The sequence below is a fragment of the Pseudonocardia oceani genome (assembly GCF_019263585.2).
Taxonomy (GTDB): Bacteria; Actinomycetota; Actinomycetes; order Mycobacteriales; family Pseudonocardiaceae; genus Pseudonocardia; species Pseudonocardia oceani.
The window spans coordinates 4570852-4586840 of record NZ_JADQDF010000001.1 but is presented as its reverse complement, the minus strand read 5'-3'; the positions used below and the strand labels follow the sequence as shown (position 1 = coordinate 4586840).

The window sequence follows — 15989 nt, the reverse complement described above, 5'->3', positions numbered from 1 at the left end:
GACCCCCCTCGTGAGTGCGAACCAGGGCTCTGGCAACGGTCGCCACTCACGGGTGGCGCAGCCGCTCACCGCGACGCCTGCTCGCGCAGTGCGATCCGGTACTGCTCCAGCGGCACCAGGTCGCCGAACAGCTGGTGGTAGGCGTCGGCGTCCTCCAGCGGGTTGGTGCGCTGCAGCCGCCCCTTCAGCTCCGCGACCTGCGCCTCGACCAGGGCCAGCTTCACGCCGGCGACCACGCTCCCCACGTACCGCGCCTCCTCCATCCCGCGCCGCGGCATCTGCAGCGGCTCCACGGCCAGCTCGTGCACCAGCGGCCGCGACTCCGGCACGCACTCCGCGCTCACCGCGTCGAGCCAGGTCGAGCCCTCCAGCCCCGCGCACACGCCGCCCGCGGCCTGCACCGCCCGGTGGACGCCCGCCAGCGCGGGGTGGCTGAACACCTGCTCGGGCAGCTCGTCGTAGGCGGGGCCGGCGATCGCGGGCAGCTGCAGCGCAGCCTTGAGGGCCTCGCGCTGCAGGTGCAGGCGGGGGTCGTCGCGCGGGGGCGGGGCGGGCGCGTCGCGGCGGCCGCGCACCTTCTCCTGCGGCGTCCCGGACTCCTCGCGGACGCGGCGGACGACCGCGAACTCGTCGGGCCAGCCGGTCCATCCGGCGAGGCGGCGCGCGTACTCGTCGCGCAGGTCCTCGCGCTTGATCCGCGCGACCAGCGGAACCGCGCGGCGCAGCGCCGCCGTCTGCCCCTCGGGCGTCTCCAGGTCGTGCTCGCGCAGCATCGAGCGGATGACGAACTCGTAGAGCGGCTCGCGGCGGGCCACCAGGTCGCGCACGGCGGTGTCGCCGTGGGTCTGGCGCAGCTCGCACGGGTCCTGGCCGTCGGGGGCGATCGTCACGTAGGTCTGGCCCGTGTAGCTCTGCTCCCCCTCGAACGCCTTGAGCGCCGCGGCCTGCCCGGCCGCGTCGCCGTCGAAGGTGTAGATGACCTCGCCGAGGTCGAACGAGTCGTCGCCGATGAGGCGGCGGATCACCGCGATGTGCTCGGTGCCGAACGCCGTGCCGCAGGAGGCGACGGCCGTCGGCACGCCCGCGAGGTGCATGGCCATGACGTCGGTGTAGCCCTCGACGACGACGACCTGGCGCCGCTTGGCGATCTCGCGCTTGGCGAGGTCGAGCCCGAACAGCACGTTGGTCTTGCGGTAGACCGGCGAGTCGGCGGTGTTGAGGTACTTGGCGTCGATGCCGTCGTCGTCGAAGATCCGCCGGGCGCCGAAGCCGACGACCTCGCCGCCGAGGTCGCGGATCGGCCACAGCAGGCGGCGGTGGAACCGGTCGATCGGCCCGCGCCTGCCCTCCTTCGACAGCCCCGCCTTGATCAGCTCGTCGAGGGAGAACCCGCCGGCGAGCAGGTGCTTGGTGAGCCGGTCCCAGCCCGCGGGCGCCCAGCCGCAGCCGAACCGCTCGGCCGCGGCGGCGTCGAACCCGCGCGAGGTGAGGAACTCGACGCCGGGCGCGCCCTCGGGCGTGCCCAGCAGCTCGGCGTAGAACTCCGCGGCGCGCTTGTTGGCCTCCAGCAGCCGCGAGCGGGTGCCGCGGTCGCGCTGCACCGAGGCGCCGCCGCCGGTGTAGGTGAGCCGGAACCCGATGCGGTCGGCGAGCCGCTCCACGGCCTCGGCGAACCCGACGACCTCGATCTTCATCACGAAGTCGAAGACGCTGCCGCCCTCGCCGCAGCCGAAGCAGTGGAACGTGCCGTGCGTCGGCCGGACGTTGAAGCTCGGCGACTTCTCGTCGTGGAACGGGCACAGCCCCTTGAGCGATCCCGCGCCCGCCCGCCGCAGCGCCACGTAGTCGCCGATGACCTCGTCGATGCGGGTGCGGTCGCGGACCTCGGTGATGTCCGAATCCCGGATGCGTCCCGCCACGGCCCCGAGTCTAGGCCCGTGCGCGGCGGCCCCGGCCCGAGCCGTGGTCGGCGCGCACGAGGGGGCCCGGTCAGGGCACGAACCGCAGCTCCAGCGCGTCGAGGACGGGCCGGAAGCCGATCCGCGGGTAGATCGCGTTGCTGACGGGGTTGGCCAGGTCGGTGAACAGGACGACCTCCCGCGCCCCCGCCCCGGTCGCCCACGCGGTGGCCGCGGCCGTGACCGCCGTGCCGTAGCCGTGCCCGCGGTGCCCGGGCGGGGTGTACACCGGCCCGATCCGCGACATCGGCCCCACCGGGCGCCGCGCCGAGGCGTACGCGACCGGCCGGCCGTCGATCTCCCACAGCACGTGCCCGGCCCCCCGCTCCATCGACTCGACGACGCCGGGCCGCGGGTCGGCGGGCGGGTCGGGCGAGCTGATGGCCTCGGCGGTGAACGCCGTCTGCCAGCCGGTGACGAGGTCGACGTCCCCCGGCCCGGCGACGCGCGCGCACCCCGGCACCGCCGACGGCGGCACGAGCGCGACCAGGCGGAACAGCCGCATCCGCATCGCGACCTCCGAGCGCAGGCCGGTGCGGGCGGTGTGGGCGGCCGCGAACGCCTCGACCTCCGCCACCGGCCCGTTGACGGCGGGCAGGTCGGCGTCGACGGCCCGCTCGGCCGCCGTGGCCATGGCGGGCGGCAGCGCCGACGCCGTGGCGGGCCGGCCCCGCTCCTGCAGCAGCGCGCCGACGGTCTCCCCGTCGAGGGCGACGGTGAGCAGCAGCGCGGCGCGGTCGCCCCGGGACTGCAGCCGGTCGAGGACCGTGAGCGCGATCGTGTGCCGCGCCGGGTCGGCGGCGTAGAGCGGGCCGGCCGCGGCGGCGAACGCCGCGACCGACTCGTGGAGGGTGACGCGCATGGGCCGATGGTCCCACCGCGGCGGGGCGGGACCGTCCCGATTTCCCCGTTCCCCCTAGAGGACCGGCAGGTAGGTGGCCAGCTCGTACGGGGTGACGTTGCGCCGGTAGGCGTCCCACTCCGCCCGCTTGTTGCGCAGGAAGAAGTCGAACACGTGCTCGCCCAGGATCTCGGCGACGAGCTCGGAGCCCTCCATCGCGTGCAGCGCCTCGGTGAGGTTCTGCGGCAGCGGCTCGTAGCCCATGGCGCGGCGCTCGGTGTCGGTGAGTGACCACACGTCGTCCTCGGTGGCCGGGCCCAGCTCGTAGCCCTTGGCGACGCCCTGCAGGCCGGCCCCGAGGATCACCGCGAACGCCAGGTAGGGGTTGCACGCGGTGTCGAGCGTGCGGATCTCCACGCGCCGCGTCGAGGACTTCCCGGGCGAGTACATCGGCACGCGCGCGAGCGCGGAGCGGTTGGCGTGGCCCCACGACACGGCCGTTGGCGCCTCCCCGCCGGTGATCAGGCGCTTGTAGGAGTTGACCCACTGGTTGGTGACGGCGCTGATCTCGCGCGCGTGGCGCAGCACCCCCGCGACGAACGCCTTGCCCGTCTCGGACAGCTCGTAGGGGTCGTTCGGGTCGTGGAAGGCGTTGCGGTCGCCCTCGAACAGCGAGAAGTGCGTGTGCATCGCCGAGCCGGGGTGCGCGGAGAACGGCTTGGGCATGAACGACGCCCGCACACCCTGCGTGATCGCGACCTCCTTCACCACGTACCGGAAGGTCATGATGTTGTCGGCCATCGTCAGCGCATCGGCGTAGCGCAGGTCGATCTCCTGCTGGCCCGGGCCGCCCTCGTGGTGGCTGAACTCGACGGAGATGCCCATCGACTCCAGCGTCTCGATCGCGTTGCGCCGGAAGTGCGGGGCGACGTCGTGGCTGGCCTGGTCGAAGTAGCCGCCGTTGTCGGCGGGCACCGGCTCCGTGCCGTCGGAGGTGAGGTCGCGCAGCAGGTAGAACTCGATCTCGGGGTGGACGTAGCAGGTGAAGCCCGCCTCGGCGGCCTTGCTCAGGGCGCGGCGCAGGACGTGGCGGGGGTCGGCCCAGGACGGCGAGCCGTCGGGCATGGCGATGTCGCAGAACATGCGGGCCGAGTAGTGCTCGCCCGACGCCGTCTCCCAGGGCAGCACCTGGAACGTCGACGGGTCGGGGCGGGCGACCATGTCCGACTCGTAGACGCGCGCGAAGCCCTCGATCGCGGAGCCGTCGAACCCGATGCCCTCGGCGAAGGCCCCCTCCAGCTCGGCGGGGGCGACCGCGACCGACTTGAGGTAACCGAGCACGTCGGTGAACCACAGCCGCACGAAGCGGATGTCGCGTTCCTCGAGCGTGCGGAGCACGAACTCCTGCTGGCGATCCATGGGCCGGAGCCTAGGAACGCCGCGTTACGAACGTGTTTCGTGGCCGGTCACGGCGGTCGACGTCGTCAGATCGTGCAGCTCGTGCCGTCATCGGGCGCCTCGAGGTCGACCAGGTAGCGCGTGACGACGTCGTCGACGCACGGCACCCCCGACAGCGCGACGGTGTGCTGGTTGCCCTCCACCGACAGCAGGACGCCGCCGATCTGGTCGGCCAGGCGCACGCCCGCCTCGTACGGGGTGGCCGGGTCGCCGGTCACCGAGATCACGAGCACCGGCGGCAGCCCCTCGACCGACGGCAGCGACGGCTCGGTGGTGGGCGGCACCGGCCAGAACGCGCACGGCGGGCGGGCGGCGGTCGGGCCGCGGCCGTCGTCGCGGAAGGGCGCGACCTCCCGGGCCCGCGTGTCGATCTCCAGGAACACCGCCGGGTCGGTGAGCCGCTCCTCGTCCAGGCAGCTGATCACCGGGAAGGCCTCGAGCGAGTCGTCGTAGGTGCCGTCGTCGGCGCGGCTCTCGTAGAGGTCGGCGAGCAGCATGAGCACGCGGCCCTGACCGGCGGTCAGCTCGGAGAGCCCGAGCCGCAGCGGCTCCCACAGCTGCTCGCTGTAGAGCGCCTGGATGACGCCGGTCATGGCGTCGGCGTAGCCCAGGGTGCGGCCGTCGGGCACGGCCGCGGGTGCGTCGTAGAGCGGCAGGACCAGCGCCCTGAACGCGTCGACGGCCTGCGCCGGGTCGGTGCCCAGCGCACAGCCGGGCTGGGTCGTGCAGTCGGCGGCGAACGCGTCGAACGCGAGTTGGAACCCGGCGTTCTGCGCCACCGCGCTCTCCACCGCGCTCTGGGCCGGGTCGACGGCGCCGTCGAGCACGAGCGCGCGGACGTTGCGCGGGAACGCCTGGGCGTACTTCGCGCCGATGAAGGTGCCGTACGAGTAGCCCAGGAACGTCAGCTCGTCGTCGCCGAGCGCGGCGCGGACGACGTCGAGGTCGCGGACGACGTCGCGGGTGCCGACGTTGGCCAGCACGTCCACCCCGACGCGCTCGACGCAGCGGTCGACGAACTCCTGCGAGTCGGCCTCCAGGACCGCGACGCCCTCCGGCGAGCCGTCGACGTCGATGTCGGCGCGCTCCTCGTCGCGCTCGGCGTCGGTCTCGCAGTCGATCGCGGGCTCGCTCGACCCGACGCCGCGCGGGTCGAACCCGACGAGGTCGAAGCGCTCGGCGAGCGGCGTGCCCGCGATCTGGCCGGCGATCGACGGGGCGAAGCTCATGCCCGACGCGCCGGGCCCGCCCGGGTTGATCAGCAGCGAGCCGATGCGGTCACCCGTGGCGCGCTTGCGCAGCACCGCGATCGTGGCCGTCTCGCCGCCCGGCTGCGCGTAGTCCAGCGGCACCGTGACGCGCCCGCAGTCCAGCGCCGGGTCGGCGTAGGCCACGGCGTCGTCGGCCGTGACGGCGAAGGAGACGCACGGCCCCCAGCTCAGGTCCTGGTCGTAGAACGCCTCGAGCCCGGGCGGTGCGGCGCCGGCCGCGGCGGCCCCGCGACCCCCGGTCGTGGTGGTGCACGCGGCGACCAGAGCCAGTACGGCGAGGGCGGCGGCGGGGGCGGCGCGGCGGACGTCCATCGGCCGCGATCATGCCAGGCCGTGTGAACTCCGTCGCTCACCGGTGCCGCGGCGCCGCCGGGCTGTCACGCTTCGGATCGTCACCACCTGACAACCCGGGGACCCGCGAGGGCCTCGAGGGAGGACGGACAACGATGTCTGACAACGCAGCAGCCCAGAGCGCCGGCACCGAGGTGCAGGCCCCCTACCGCGAGGCCGCCGCCAAGCCCAGGCGCACGCGCGTGCACCACCTGCGGGAGATGAAGGACCGCGGCGAGCGCTGGCCGATGCTCACCGCCTACGACGTGTACTCCGCGGAGATCTTCGACGAGGCCGGCATCCCGGTGCTGCTCGTCGGCGACTCCGCCGGCAACAACGTCTACGGCTACGACAACACCATCCCGGTCACCGTCGACGAGCTGATGCCGCTGGTCAAGGCCGTCGTCCGCGGTTCGCAGCAGGCACTCGTCGTGGCCGACCTGCCCTTCGGCAGCTACCAGATCAGCCCCGAGCAGGCGCTCACCACCGCCTTCCGCTTCATGAAGGAGGGCGGCGCGCACGCCGTCAAGCTCGAGGGCGGGGCGCGGTTCGCCCCGCAGGTCGAGGCGCTCACGGCGTCCGGCATCCCGGTGATGGCCCACCTCGGCTTCACCCCGCAGAGCGAGCACGCGCTGGGCGGCTTCCGCATCCAGGGCCGCGGCGACGCCGGGGAGAAGCTCATCGAGGACGCCCTGGCCATGCAGGCCGCCGGCGCGTTCGGCGTCGTGCTGGAGATGGTGCCCGCCGACGTCGCCAAGCGCGTCACCGGTGAGCTCGCCATCCCCACGATCGGCATCGGCGCCGGCCCCGACTGCGACGCGCAGGTGCTCGTCTGGTCGGACATGGCCGGCATGAACCGGGGCCGCAAGCCGCGGTTCGTGCGGCAGTACGCCGACGTCGGGTCGATCCTGCTCGACGCCGCGCAGCGGTTCGGCGACGAGGTGCGCGGCGGGGAGTACCCCGACGCCGAGCACTCGTACTCCTGAGGACCTCCCGCACGGGCACGCGCCGACGCGTGCCCGTGCGGTGACCTACCCCTGGCGGCCCGCGCCCTTCGCCAACCGGCGCAGCTGCAGGATCCGCAGCCCGCCCGGGATGGCGACGAGCAGCAGCCCGGCGATCGCGGCCAGCAGCAGCGCCACGCCCAGCGGCAGCGCGCCGGACAGGCCCAGGAACTCGATCACGACGGGCACGTTGTTCTGCAGGATGAACACCAGCAGGAAGATGCCGACGATCGCCGAGAGGATCAGCCCCGTCCACAGCCCGCCCGTGCGGGAGTGGCCGACGGCGACCGGGTCGCGCCGCGCCGGCGGGGTGGTCGGCACGGGTGCGGTGTCCGGGTCCTGCGGCACCGCGACGGTCTGGCCGTCGGGACCGGCGGGCGGGCCGACCGGGCGCATGCCGGGGTCGGTGGCCGGATCGGCGTGCGGGTCGTTCGGACCGACGCTCCCGTAGCTCGGCCCGCCAGATCGGGTCGCCCGGGTCGGGTCCTCGCTCATGCCGTCACCACTCCTGTCGTTGCGCGGTTGCGCCGCGGAGTATCCCGCAACCTGCCGTGTGAGGCGGAGCACGGTCGGTTAACGTCCGGACGTGGACCACGCCGCCGCCCGGGACGCCTTCTTCGCCGCTCCGCCCGACTCCCCCGCCACCGTCCCGGGGCCCGCCGCGACCCCGGCGCGCGCCCTGCGCGACGCGCTGGAGCCGGTGGCGATGCACGCCGTCTGGTCCGAGCCGGTCAACGCGGCGCTCGCCGCACGGGGCCACGACTTCCTCACCGGCTACGTCACCGGCCGGGCCGCGCCGCTGGGCGAGGTGCCCTCGGCCGTCGTCGCGGCGGCGTTCGCGGTGTTCGAGCCCGGGCTCGTCGATGCGATGTGGACAGCGGGCCGCGCGCTCGTGCCGCTGCCGGAGCTGATCGCGCTGCGCGACGCCGCCACCGCGGCGAGCCTGCGGGCCGCCCTCGGCGACGCCGCGGCCGAGGACGCGGCCCGCGTCGCGGGGGTCCTGGAGGCCGCCGTCGACGGGCTCGACGGCAGCGGCCGCCCGCTGTTCTCCGCCCTGCGCGCGCAGCCGCGCCTCACCGACCCGTTCGGTCGCCTGTGGCGCGCCGCCGACCTCGTGCGCGAGCACCGCGGCGACGGCCACGTCGCCGCGTGCGTCGCCGCCGGGCTCGACCCGGTGCGCATGGGCGTGCTCATGGAGGTCTGGCTGGGCTACCCCGTCGGCGAGTACTCCGGCACCCGCGCGTGGCCCGAGGCGGCGGCCGCGGCCGCCGTCGCCCGGCTGGAGGCCGACGGACTGCTCGGCGACGGCGCCATCACGCAGACCGGACGCGCGGTCCGCGACGGCATCGAGGCCGCCACCGACGCGTCGCAGGAGGCGCTGGTGACCGCGCGCTGGGCACCGAGCTGGAGCCGGTCACCGCGGAGCTCGAGGCCTGGTCGCGGCGCTGCGTCGAGGCCGGGGCGTTCCCGCCGGACCCGCGCAAGCGGGCGGCGGGCTGAGCTCCCGGCGGCCGGGTTCAGCGGCCGGGCCGGCGCATCGGGACGTGCGGCACGCCGTCCCAGTCGTAGGCCTCGCCCGTGGGCTCGAAGCCCAGCGAGCGATAGAAGTCGCCGAGGTGCGCCTGCGCGTCGACGACGCACGGGCGCGAGCCGACCTCGCCGAGCACGGCCTCCATCAGGCGCCGGCCCAGCCCGTGCCCGCGGGCCGAGGGCGCGGTGCAGACGCGCCCGACGCGGTGCTCGCCGTCGGGCTCCTTGAGCAGGCGCAGCGTGCCGAGGACCGGCTCCGGGCGGCCGTCGCCGCCGAGCCAGTAGTGGCGGGCGCGGTCCTCGAGGTCGCGGCCGTCGAGCTCGGGGTAGGCGCAGGACTGCTCGACGACGAACACGTCGACCCGCAGCCGCAGGAGGTCGTAGAGCGTCCGCGGATCGAGGTCCGCCGCCCAGGCCCGGTGGACGGTCGCCGCGATCACGTCGTTGGTCATGCCCTCTACCTACCAGACGGGCGCCGCCGGTACCCGGTCCGGCGGGCGTCCGGGTGCGGTACCGGCCACTCGCGCGCCACGTCGTGTCGCAGGCCGGACTAACCTCCCGGTGGTGCGACACCACGATCTGGCCGTCATCGGCACCGGCTCCGGCAACTCCATCGTCGACCCGCGCTTCGACCGCCTGGACGTGGCGATCGTCGAGCACGGGGTGTTCGGCGGCACGTGCCTGAACGTGGGCTGCATCCCCACCAAGATGTACGTCTACCCGGCCGACGTCGCCGAGCACATCCGGCACGCCGCGCGCTACGGCATCGACGCGACGGTCGACAAGGTCCGCTGGACCGACATCCGCGACCGCGTCTTCGGCCGCATCGACCCCATCTCCGCCGGCGGGCGCGAGTACCGCGTCGACCGCTGCCCCAACGTCACCGTCTACGAGGGGCACGCCCGGTTCACCGGCCCGCGGGAGATCTCCGTCGACGGGGCCGAGCCCTTCACCGCCGACCGCGTCGTCATCGCCGCGGGCGGGCGTCCCGCGATCCCGGCCGTGATCACCGACTCCGGCGTGCCCTACGAGACGTCCGACACCGTGATGCGCATCGACGCGCTGCCCGAGCACCTGCTGATCGTGGGCGCCGGGTACATCGGCGCCGAGTTCGCGCACGTCTTCTCCGCGCTCGGCTCCCGTGTCACGATCATCGGCCGCGGGCAGCAGCTGCTGCGCTCGCAGGACGAGACCGTCGCGGAGCGCTTCACCGCGGCCGTGCGCGACCGCTGGGACGTCCGGCTCGGGCAGCCGGTCACCGCGGCCCGCCACGACGCGGCCGGCGTCGAGCTCACGCTGGAGGACGGGTCGACGGTGCAGGGCGACCTGCTCCTCGTCGCCACCGGCCGCACCCCCAACGGCGACCGCCTCGACCTCGACAAGGCCGGGGTCGAGGTCCACGCCGACGGCCGGATCGTCGTCGACGGGCAGCAGCGCACCACGGCCGAGGGCGTGTTCGCGCTCGGCGACGTCAGCTCGCCCTACGCCCTCAAGCACGTCGCCAACCACGAGGCGAAGATCGTCGCCCACAACCTCGCCCACCCCGACGACCTGCGCACGACCAACCACCACGCCGTCCCCGCGGCGGTGTTCACGTCGCCGCAGATCGCCTCGGTCGGGCTCACCGAGGCGCAGTGCCGGGAGCAGGGGCTCGACCACGTCGTCAAGGTCCAGGCCTACGGCGACGTCGCCTACGGCTGGGCGATGGAGGACACGACCGGCTTCTGCAAGGTCATCGCCGAGCGCGGCACGGGGAGGATCCTCGGGGCGCACGTGATGGGTCCGCAGGCGAGCACGGTCGTCCAACCGCTGGTCCAGGCCATGGCGTTCGGCACCGGCGCCCGCGAGATGGCCACCGGCCAGTACTGGATCCACCCTGCGCTGCCCGAAGTGGTCGAGAACGCACTGCTCGGGCTCGATCTGTAGGAGCTCGGCGCGCGAATGCTGGATACTGGGCCGGTTGGTGAGGCCACCCTTCCCCCGTCGACACCGAGGTGCCCGTGTCCGTAGCCGAGAGCCCCGCCCGTACGGCGGGTCCGCAGAAGCGATCACCGCAGCCCCTTCTCGACGGGCAGCGCGGCGTCGCGTCCACCGTCGCCGTCTACGTCTTCGTCATCGTGCCCCTGCTCGCCCTGCTGGCCGCCGTGCCGGTGGCGTGGGGCTGGGGGCTGACGTGGGTCGACCTCGCCATCGCGCTGCCGTTCTACGTGGTCAGCGGCCTGGGCATCACCGTCGGGTTCCACCGCTACTTCACCCACGGGTCGTTCAAGGCCAACCGGGTGCTGCGCGTGGCGCTGGCGGTGTCGGGCAGCCTCGCGCTGCAGGGCCCCGTCATCGACTGGGTGGCCGACCACCGCCGCCACCACGCGTTCTCCGACAAGGAGGGCGACCCGCACTCCCCCTGGCTGTTCGGCACCGGCCCCGCGGCGCTGGCCCGCGGCTTCTACCACGCCCACATGGGCTGGCTGTTCGGCCGTGACCAGACCAACGAGGAGCGCTTCACCCCCGACCTGCTCGCCGACCGCGACATCGTGCGCGTCGACAGGCTGTTCGTCCTGTGGGCCACGCTCTCGCTCGTCGTCCCCGGCGTCATCGGCGGGCTCGTCACGATGTCCTGGTGGGGGGCGCTCACCGCGTTCTTCTGGGGCGGGCTCGTCCGGGTCGCGCTGCTGCACCACGTCACCTGGTCGATCAACTCGATCTGCCACGTCATCGGCGACCAGCCCTTCGCCTCCCGCGACCACTCGCGCAACGTCTGGCCGCTCGCCGTCCTGTCGTTCGGCGAGTCGTGGCACAACCTGCACCACGCCGACCCCACCTGCGCCCGTCACGGCGTGCAGCGCGGGCAGGTCGACGTCTCCGCCCGCGTGATCTGGCTCTTCGAGAAGCTCGGCTGGGCCCACTCGGTCCGCTGGCCCACCGCGCGGCGGCTGGAGAAGCTGGCGCGCGTCTAGGGGGGCTCGCGCCCAGAGGACCAGCAGCGCGGCGCGAGTCCCGAACACGAGCAGCGCGGTGCCGGCCCCCACGCCGGTCACCGCGCTGGGCGTGAACCGTCCCCGCAGCAGCACGGCCACCACGGCCGCGCCCGTCACCAGGGCGGCGAGCAGGAACAGCGCCGGGTCGCGGAAGATCCACGCCAGCGGCACGAAGTGCACGCCGACAACGACCGCGACCCACGGTGCGATCCACTCCGGCCGCTCCCGGGCGCCCAGCACCGCCGCGCCGACGCCGGCCAGCCCGAACTCGATGCCGCAGACGATCCCGAACACCCGCGGGGTCCCGGCGACGGCGAACACCGACTCCGGACCCCAGTTCCGCCACGCCAGGAACCCGCCGACGCCCGTGACCAGCAGCCCCACCCCGGAGCCGACGCCGAGCCAGGCCCGCCAGCGCTCCGGTGGGCCCTCCTGCCCCCACCCGAACCACAGGAACGCAGCCACCCCGAACACCGCGGCGGTGACCGCGAGGTCCCGCACGTACCAGCCGTCGTCCATGCGTCCACGGTCGCAAGCGGGGGCCGGGGCTGGTAGGCGCATCTGTCACATGATCGGCTCGGCACATGATCACCGGCCGCGGTGCCACCCGGCCGTCCGTGGCCGCTGCGCACCGCAGGCGGTGATCACGCCGGTCATCACGCCGGTCGTCACGCCGCGGCGGCGACGGTGCCGGCGATCTCCGCAACGGTCGCGGCCGGCTCGCCGTCCAGCGCGTGCCAGGTGTAGCGGAGCAGGTCCCACCCGGCCCGGGTGATCGCGTTGCCCTTGCGCCGGTCGTTCCGGAAGCGCTCCGCGTCGACGTGCCACGCCCACCCGTCGACCTCGATCGCGAGCTTCGCCGAGGGGAACGCCAGATCGATCCGCCACGACCCGAACGGGTGCCCGAGCACCCAACCCGTGACCCCCGCGTTCCGCAGCAGCGTGACGAGCAGGCGCTCGGCCGCCGAGTCCGCCCGGTCCGCCGACGCCGCGATCAGCTCGGTGGCCCGCGGCGAGCCGCGGCGACCCAGGTTGCGGCAGTATGCGCGGTACAGCGTCGGGAACCGGACGTGCCGCTGCAGCGCCCGGTCCAGGAACACCGATCCCCCGGGCTGCACGACCGCCGTCTCGAGGGCGGTCAGCGGCTCCGCAGTGAGCGACAGGTGCCGGTGGGCGACGTGGTCGGCGGGTGAGAGGTCACGCCGGTGCAGCACGACGCCGGGCTGCGGTCGCAGGTGACGGTTGCGCGGAACCGTCACCTCGACCACCGCCGGCGCCCGGTCGAGCATCCGGTGCCAGTACGCCGCCGCGGGGCCGCTGACCATCGCCGACGTCCCGGCCCACAGCCACGCCGCCCGGACCCGTGCCTCGTCGGAGTGCCGGTGCCCGCCCACGAGGAGGACGCCGGGATGCAGCACCTCCCACTCCCCCTGCTGGACCCGGCGCCGCACCGTGCGGGCACTGATCCCGCACTCCACGGCCTGCACGGTCGTCAGCACCCCGGCCTGCCGGGCGAGGAGGTGGTCGAGGAGCATCCGGCGAGGATCGCCGACCGACCATGATCACCGAGGCGGTTCGGCCGAACTCCCGACCATGATCACGATCTGCGGTGCGGAGCGGCCATCCCTGACCGCCCTGCACCACTTCCGGCGATCATGAGCCTCAGGACGCCGGGCGCTCGTCCACCGCCGCGCCCACGGGCGGGCCGGAAGAGCCGGCGGTGATCGCCGCCGGGTCGTAGGGCTGCGCCGGGGGCAGCTCGCCGCGGATCCCGGCCACCAGCCCCGTGACGTCGTTCATGATCGCCGCGGTGACGCCGTCGAGGGCGGTGCGGGTGCGGGGGCCGCCGAGCCAGCGGGAGAGGTCGACGGGCGGGCCCGCGACCACGCTGACCCGCCGCCGCGGGAGGAACAGGCGCGGCCGGTTCGACCCGGGAGGGAGGACGTCCTGCGTGCCCCAGTTGGCCACGGGGATCACCGGCGCACCGGTGACGAGCGCGATCCGGCCGATGCCGTTCTTGGACTTCATGGGCCAGCCCTCGGGATCGGCCGTGAACGTGCCCTCCGGGTAGAAGGCGACGATCTCGCCGCGCTGCACGGCCGCGATGGCCTCGCGGTAGGCGTCGCCCGCGCGCGCCGAGGAGCGGTAGACCGGGATGTGGCCGCCCTTGCCGAGAACCGACCGCACCACCGGCACGTCCCACAGCTCCGACTTCGCCAGGAACCGCGGCATCCGCCCGTGCGAGATGGTGAACGCGACGTCGAAGATCGGGTCGGCGAACGAGACGTGGTTGATCGCGAGCAGGGCGCCACCCGTGCGGGGGATGTGCTCGCCGCCGCTCCAGCCGATGCGGGTGCCGAACATCGTGAACGGCCAGAGCGCCCAGATGGCGAACCCGTACCAGAAACCGGAGGTGTCCCACCGCCGCGTGACGGTGAGGCGCAGCTTCTGCCAGGTCGTGAGCGGCCTCATCGGTCCATTGTGTCGCACGGGGTGCGTGTGACGTGCGTCCCAGCCCCCAACCGGCCCGCGGGCGGAGACGGATGTCCCAGGACACTGTCCGCGTTCCGTTCCCCGTCCATGAGGTCCCTGTGCCCGATCAGTCCGGTCTGCCCCGGTTGGAGCCCGTCGGCCGGGAGCAGGACCGCCCGGCCGCCCTGGTGCTCGTGCTGCACGGCGGCCGCGCGCACAGCCGCGAGAGCGGCGAGCGCAAGCGGCTGACCTACCGGCGGATGGTGCCGTTCGCCCGCGCGCTGAGCCGGCGCGGACCCGCCGTCCACCTGCTCCGCTACCGCTACCGCGGCTGGAACGCCCCGGCCCGCGACGCCCTGCGCGACGCCCAGTGGGCGCTGGGCGAGCTGGCCGGGCGCTTCCCGGGTGTGCCGGTCGTGCTGGTCGGGCACTCGATGGGCGGGCGCGCCGCGCTCGGGGCCGCGGCGGGGTCGAACGTCGTCGCCGTCTGCGCGCTCGCGCCCTGGCTCGACGGTTCCGACCCCGTCCACCAGCTCGACGGCCGCACCGTCCTCATCGCCCACGGCGACCGCGAGCGCTGGACCGATCCCGGCGAGTCCTTCCGCTACGCCGTGCGCGCCAAGGAGCGCGGCGTGCGGATCTGCCGCTTCGACGTGCCCGGCGCCGGCCACTTCATGATCGCCCGGTCGCGGGTCTGGCACGACCTCGTCACACGATTCGTGCTCGGCGTCCTCCACATCGAACCCGAGGACCCCGCGATTGCGAACGCTCTGCGCCAACCCCCGCCCAACGGCCTCCGGGCCGTACTCGATGGAGCAACCACATGAGCCAGCTGCCCGCGACCGCCCGGCCCACGGCCGCCGTCGTCGGGTCCGGGGTCGCCGGGCTCACCGCCGCCCACCTGCTGCAGCGCCGCTACGACGTCACGCTGTTCGAGGCCGACGGCCGCCTGGGTGGCCACGCCCACACCCACGAGCTGTCCACCCCGGACGGCGGCACGGCCAACGTGGACTCCGGCTTCATCGTCCACAACGAGCGGACCTACCCGAACCTGCTGCGGCTGTTCGCCGAGCTCGGGGTGGCCACGCAGGAGTCGGACATGTCGATGTCGGTGCGCTGCGAGGGGTGCGGGCTGGAGTACGCGGGGGCGCGCAAGCTCGGTGGCCTGTTCCCGCAGCTGTCGAACGCGGCCCGGCCGCAGTACCTGCGGATGCTCGGCGAGGTCGTCCGGTTCCACCGGCACGCCCGCCGGGTCCTCGACGACGAGCGCGCGGGCGACGTCACCCTCGGCGCCTTCCTGGCCATCGGCGGCTACTCGCGCTACTTCGTCGAGCACTTCATGCTGCCCGTCGTGAGCGCCGTGTGGTCGGCGGGCGAGACGGTGTCGATGTCCTACCCGGCGCGCTACCTGTTCACGTTCCTGCACCACCACGGGCTGCTCGCCGTCAGCGGGTCGCCGCAGTGGCGCACCGTCACGGGCGGCTCGCGCGCCTACGTGGAGAAGGTCGTCAAGGGGCTCTCGGCGGTGCACGTCAGCAACCCGGTCACGTCCGTGCGCCGCGACGGCGACGGCGTGCGGATCGAGGCCGACGGCCCGCACCGCGTCGACAAGGTCGTCATCGCGACGCACCCCGACCAGGCGCTCGCGCTGCTCGACCGCCCCACCGACGACGAGCGCGCGGTTCTGGGCGCCTTCGCCTACTCCGCCAACACGACCCAGCTGCACCGCGACACGTCGGTGCTACCGCGCAACGCCGGCGCCCGCGCATCGTGGAACTACCTCAAGTCCGCCTGCTCCAGCCAGGACGCCCCGGTGCTCGTGTCCTACGACATGAACCGGCTGCAGCGCCTGGCCGAGCCCGAGGACTACGTCGTGACGCTCAACGGCACCGACCGCGTCGACCAGGACTCGGTGATCGCGACCATGCACTACGAGCACCCGATCTACACGCCGGGGTCGGTGGCCGCGCAGCGCCGCCTGCCGCTGCTCAACGACGGCACGGTGGCCTTCGCGGGCGCCTACCACGGCTGGGGCTTCCACGAGGACGGGTGCGCGGCCGGCGTGCGGGCCGCGGCGAGCCTCGGAGCGGGCTGGTGACCGAGGTCGTGAGTGGCGACCAGGCCCAGGGCAGCGTTTCGCGCTCACGGGC

13 protein-coding genes and 2 pseudogenes are annotated in these 15989 nt (G+C 74.1%); 6 read left to right on the top strand and 9 right to left on the bottom strand.

Features of this window, described 5'->3' with window-relative positions:
* Positions 1-65 precede the first annotated feature (65 nt).
* From dnaG to I4I82_RS22985, 4 genes are all read right to left on the bottom strand, one after another.
* Complete coding sequence (gene dnaG, locus I4I82_RS23000) at positions 66-1919, bottom strand: DNA primase (RefSeq protein WP_218596004.1); 1854 nt, start codon at positions 1917-1919, stop codon at positions 66-68.
* Positions 1920-1989: 70 nt separating this feature from the next.
* A complete protein-coding gene (locus I4I82_RS22995) occupies positions 1990-2820 on the bottom strand; it encodes a GNAT family N-acetyltransferase (RefSeq protein WP_218589125.1) in 831 nt (276 codons plus the stop codon).
* Positions 2821-2874: 54 nt separating this feature from the next.
* Positions 2875-4218: a glutamine synthetase family protein gene (locus tag I4I82_RS22990; protein ID WP_218589124.1), complete on the bottom strand. Its 1344-nt coding sequence runs from the start codon at positions 4216-4218 to the stop codon at positions 2875-2877.
* Positions 4219-4283: 65 nt separating this feature from the next.
* Positions 4284-5840: an alpha/beta hydrolase gene (locus I4I82_RS22985; RefSeq protein WP_218589123.1), complete on the bottom strand. Its 1557-nt coding sequence runs from the start codon at positions 5838-5840 to the stop codon at positions 4284-4286.
* A 134-nt stretch (positions 5841-5974) separates the two neighbouring features.
* On the opposite strand from I4I82_RS22985, the gene panB reads away from it, so the two are divergent.
* On the top strand, positions 5975-6844 hold the full coding sequence (gene panB, locus I4I82_RS22980; RefSeq protein WP_218589122.1) for a 3-methyl-2-oxobutanoate hydroxymethyltransferase: 870 nt from the start codon (positions 5975-5977) through the stop codon (positions 6842-6844).
* A 45-nt stretch (positions 6845-6889) separates the two neighbouring features.
* Here the strand turns inward: panB and I4I82_RS22975 are convergent, their stop codons facing one another.
* The gene (locus tag I4I82_RS22975) at positions 6890-7357 is read right to left on the bottom strand and encodes a lipopolysaccharide assembly protein LapA domain-containing protein (RefSeq protein ID WP_225920654.1); all 468 of its coding nucleotides are present in this window, start codon (positions 7355-7357) and stop codon (positions 6890-6892) included.
* 211 nt (positions 7358-7568) lie between these two features.
* Between I4I82_RS22975 and I4I82_RS35050 the strand changes: the two are divergent.
* A pseudogene (locus I4I82_RS35050) lies at positions 7569-8192 on the top strand (SCO6745 family protein); the annotation flags it as partial.
* Positions 8193-8379: 187 nt separating this feature from the next.
* Here I4I82_RS35050 and I4I82_RS22965 read toward each other — a convergent pair.
* Positions 8380-8844 carry a GNAT family N-acetyltransferase gene (locus tag I4I82_RS22965; RefSeq protein ID WP_218589120.1) on the bottom strand — a complete coding sequence of 155 codons (465 nt, stop codon included), beginning with the start codon at positions 8842-8844 and terminating at the stop codon, positions 8380-8382.
* A 112-nt stretch (positions 8845-8956) separates the two neighbouring features.
* Between I4I82_RS22965 and I4I82_RS22960 the strand changes: the two genes are divergently transcribed.
* The gene (locus I4I82_RS22960) at positions 8957-10318 is read left to right on the top strand and encodes a mycothione reductase (protein WP_218589119.1); all 1362 of its coding nucleotides are present in this window, start codon (positions 8957-8959) and stop codon (positions 10316-10318) included.
* A gap of 74 nt (positions 10319-10392) precedes the next feature.
* Positions 10393-11346: an acyl-CoA desaturase gene (locus I4I82_RS22955; RefSeq protein WP_372451331.1), complete on the top strand. Its 954-nt coding sequence runs from the start codon at positions 10393-10395 to the stop codon at positions 11344-11346.
* Positions 11347-11436: 90 nt separating this feature from the next.
* Here I4I82_RS22955 and I4I82_RS35045 read toward each other — a convergent pair.
* The 3 genes and pseudogenes from I4I82_RS35045 to I4I82_RS22945 form a co-directional block, all read right to left on the bottom strand.
* Positions 11437-11886 (bottom strand): annotated as a pseudogene (locus tag I4I82_RS35045) (DUF7010 family protein); the annotation flags it as partial.
* Between the two features lie 149 nt (positions 11887-12035).
* Entirely contained in the window at positions 12036-12902 is an 867-nt protein-coding gene (locus tag I4I82_RS22950) for a type IV toxin-antitoxin system AbiEi family antitoxin domain-containing protein (RefSeq protein WP_218589117.1), read from the bottom strand.
* A 127-nt stretch (positions 12903-13029) separates the two neighbouring features.
* The gene (locus tag I4I82_RS22945; protein ID WP_218589116.1) at positions 13030-13839 is read right to left on the bottom strand and encodes a lysophospholipid acyltransferase family protein; all 810 of its coding nucleotides are present in this window, start codon (positions 13837-13839) and stop codon (positions 13030-13032) included.
* 119 nt (positions 13840-13958) lie between these two features.
* Between I4I82_RS22945 and I4I82_RS22940 the strand changes: the two genes are divergently transcribed.
* The gene (locus I4I82_RS22940; RefSeq protein WP_226370206.1) at positions 13959-14666 is read left to right on the top strand and encodes an alpha/beta hydrolase; all 708 of its coding nucleotides are present in this window, start codon (positions 13959-13961) and stop codon (positions 14664-14666) included.
* Positions 14663-15937, top strand: coding sequence for an NAD(P)/FAD-dependent oxidoreductase (locus tag I4I82_RS22935; protein WP_218589114.1), 1275 nt, complete (start codon positions 14663-14665; stop codon positions 15935-15937). The genes I4I82_RS22940 and I4I82_RS22935 overlap by 4 nt, the downstream gene beginning before the upstream one ends.
* Positions 15938-15989 lie beyond the last annotated feature (52 nt).

Excerpts from the sequence above, each read along its gene's own strand:
- I4I82_RS22995 (WP_218589125.1), bottom strand. The coding sequence starts at position 2,820 with ATGCGCGTCACCCTCCACGAGTCGGTCGCGGCGTTCGCCGCCGCGGCC.
- I4I82_RS22990 (WP_218589124.1), bottom strand. The coding sequence starts at position 4,218 with ATGGATCGCCAGCAGGAGTTCGTGCTCCGCACGCTCGAGGAACGCGAC.
- I4I82_RS22985 (WP_218589123.1), bottom strand. The coding sequence starts at position 5,840 with ATGGACGTCCGCCGCGCCGCCCCCGCCGCCGCCCTCGCCGTACTGGCT.
- panB (WP_218589122.1), top strand. The coding sequence starts at position 5,975 with ATGTCTGACAACGCAGCAGCCCAGAGCGCCGGCACCGAGGTGCAGGCC.
- I4I82_RS22975 (WP_225920654.1), bottom strand. The coding sequence starts at position 7,357 with ATGAGCGAGGACCCGACCCGGGCGACCCGATCTGGCGGGCCGAGCTAC.
- I4I82_RS22965 (WP_218589120.1), bottom strand. The coding sequence starts at position 8,844 with ATGACCAACGACGTGATCGCGGCGACCGTCCACCGGGCCTGGGCGGCG.
- I4I82_RS22950 (WP_218589117.1), bottom strand. The coding sequence starts at position 12,902 with ATGCTCCTCGACCACCTCCTCGCCCGGCAGGCCGGGGTGCTGACGACC.
- I4I82_RS22945 (WP_218589116.1), bottom strand. The coding sequence starts at position 13,839 with ATGAGGCCGCTCACGACCTGGCAGAAGCTGCGCCTCACCGTCACGCGG.
- I4I82_RS22935 (WP_218589114.1), top strand. The coding sequence starts at position 14,663 with ATGAGCCAGCTGCCCGCGACCGCCCGGCCCACGGCCGCCGTCGTCGGG.